This window comes from Pseudonocardia bannensis, assembly GCF_012911875.1.
Classification (GTDB): domain Bacteria; phylum Actinomycetota; class Actinomycetes; order Mycobacteriales; family Pseudonocardiaceae; genus Pseudonocardia; species Pseudonocardia bannensis.
The window spans coordinates 1-2,141 of record NZ_JAAXKZ010000246.1 but is presented as its reverse complement, the minus strand read 5'-3'; the positions used below and the strand labels follow the sequence as shown (position 1 = coordinate 2,141).

General features: G+C 73.4%; 1 protein-coding gene and 1 pseudogene. One reads left to right on the top strand and one right to left on the bottom strand.

Annotated features, from left to right (window positions below):
* Positions 1 to 64: 64 nt before the first annotated feature.
* Positions 65 to 1,774, top strand: a complete 1,710-nt coding sequence (locus HF519_RS33155; protein WP_169416304.1) for a S9 family peptidase — start codon at positions 65 to 67, stop codon at positions 1,772 to 1,774.
* A gap of 9 nt (positions 1,775 to 1,783) precedes the next feature.
* Here the strand turns inward: HF519_RS33155 and HF519_RS29925 are convergent.
* Positions 1,784 to 2,141, bottom strand: a pseudogene (locus tag HF519_RS29925) (serine/threonine-protein kinase); the annotation flags it as partial.

Sequence of the window (2,141 nt, the reverse complement as noted above, 5' to 3'; positions counted from 1 at the left end):
TGAAGCTCCTGGTGAGGCGAGTTGATCTAGGCAATCGCCCGTCTACCAGGAGCTTCATTTTTTCGTGGTCAGGCCACGCCGTACGTACGCCGACCTGCCCGTCTGCCAGGTTGGCAAAGGCTCACTGAACTGGTCGCCCGACGGCAGCTGGCTGGCCTGTCAGCTCGCCCCCGGTGGCGGCGAACGGACCCGGGTCCTGCTGGTCTCCCCGGACGGCACCCGGCGCCGCGAGATCGCCCCCGGCGCGGCGGCGGTGACCCTCGGGTCGTGGTCGCCCGGGGGGCGGCAGCTCGGCGTGACCGTCTACCCGCGAGGTGACGTCAGCGACGGCCAGGCCTGCCTGGTCGACCTGCGCGACGGCACGTCGACGGTGCTGGCCGGCGGCCCCGCGGCCAAGGTCTGCGCGATCAGCGGGGACGGCCGGCGCGTCGTCGTCCGGCTGGGCCGCCGCGGCGCCCGCACCCTGGAGCTGATCGACCTGCGTACCGGCCTGCGCACCGACCTGCTGGCCGGCGGCGAGGCGACCGTGGCCGACGCCCGCTTCGGCATCACGGGCACGCAGCTGTTCCTGCACACCGACGCCGGTCGGGAGCGCGCCGCGCTGCTGGCCGTCACGCTGCGCGCCGGCCGGCCGTCGCTGCCCTACGAGCTGGCCGCTCGGGCGGACGACGATCTCGACCTCGTCGCCCTCGACCCGGCGGGGGCCCGTGCCGCGCTGGTCTGGAACGTCGACGGCCGCAGCGAGCTGGAACTGCTCGACCTGCGCTCCGGGATGGTCGGGCCACTGGCGGAGCCGCCCGGCGACGTCGTCACCGGGGCGGCGTTCACCCGCGACGGGAATGCGCTGCTGCTGGCCAGCGAAGGCCCGACGGTGCCCCCGCAGCTCGCCCGGATCGGCCTCGACCCCGGCCGGCCCTCCCTGGAGGCCGTCACGGTCCTGCCCCCGACGCCGCCGGAGCACCTCTGGGACGCCCTCGACGCGCTCGTCGGGCCGACCCTGCACGAGTTCACCGGCGAGGACGGCCTGACGCTCAGCGGCTGGCTGTTCCGTCCCCGCACGGCGCTGGGCGCCACCCCGACACTGATCTGGCTGCACGGCGGGCCGGAGGCCCAGGAGCGGCCGACGTTCCAGCCGCTGTTCCAGGCCCTGGTCGCCGAGGGCGTCGCGGTGTTCGCACCGAACGTCCGCGGTTCCGGCGGCTTCGGCCGCAGCTTCTCCCAGGCCGACGACCACGAGCGGCGCTTCGTCGCGATCACCGACGTTCGGGCCGCCGTGACGTTCCTGGCCGAGTCGGGGCTGGCCGATCCGGCCCGGATCGGCGTGGCCGGCCGGTCCTACGGCGGCTATCTCACACTGGCCGCGATGACCTGGTTCCCGGAGCTGTTCCGGGTCGGGGTCGATGTCTGCGGGATCGCCGACTTCGAGACGTTCTACGCCGAGACCGAGCCGTGGATCGCCGCCGCCGCGACGACCAAGTACGGCGACCCGGAGCGTGACCGCAGGCTGCTGCGCGAGCTGTCCCCGATCCACCACATCGACCGGGTCGCCGCGCCGCTGCTCGTGGTGCACGGCGCGCACGACACGAACGTGCCGCTCGGCGAGGCGGAGCAGGTTGTCGGGGCGCTGCGGGAACGCGGCGCGTCACCAGGGTTCCTGCTGTTCGACGACGAGGGCCACGAGGTGCGGGGCACAGCCAACCGGGCCGCCTTCGTCCGCGAGGTGGTTCGCTGGGTGAGCGGCAACCTGCTGGAGGTCGACTCGCAGACGGCCTGAGCGGAGCGCTCAGGCCCGGCTGAACGACTGCAGGATCGTCGAACCGTTGCTGTTCTGCCCGACCACGAACCGGTACCGCTCTCGCGAGGTGGTCCCGTCCTGGCGCTGGAACACGATGGTCGCCTGGACGGTGTTGGCGCCGACCGCTTGCGCCCCTTCCACCGAGACCGCGCTCAGCCCACCGTAGAACCGTCGGTACCCCTCGATGCCGCCCGACTGCGCCTGCGCGGACGGGCTGAGCAGGGCGAACGCGGCGTCGACGTTGCCGGGCAACAGGCCGTAGTAGTTGCGCACGAACGTCACCGAGTCGTCGGAACTCGGCCGTGTGGTGGCCGAGGTCGGGGTGGGGGTCATGGTCGGCGCGGTG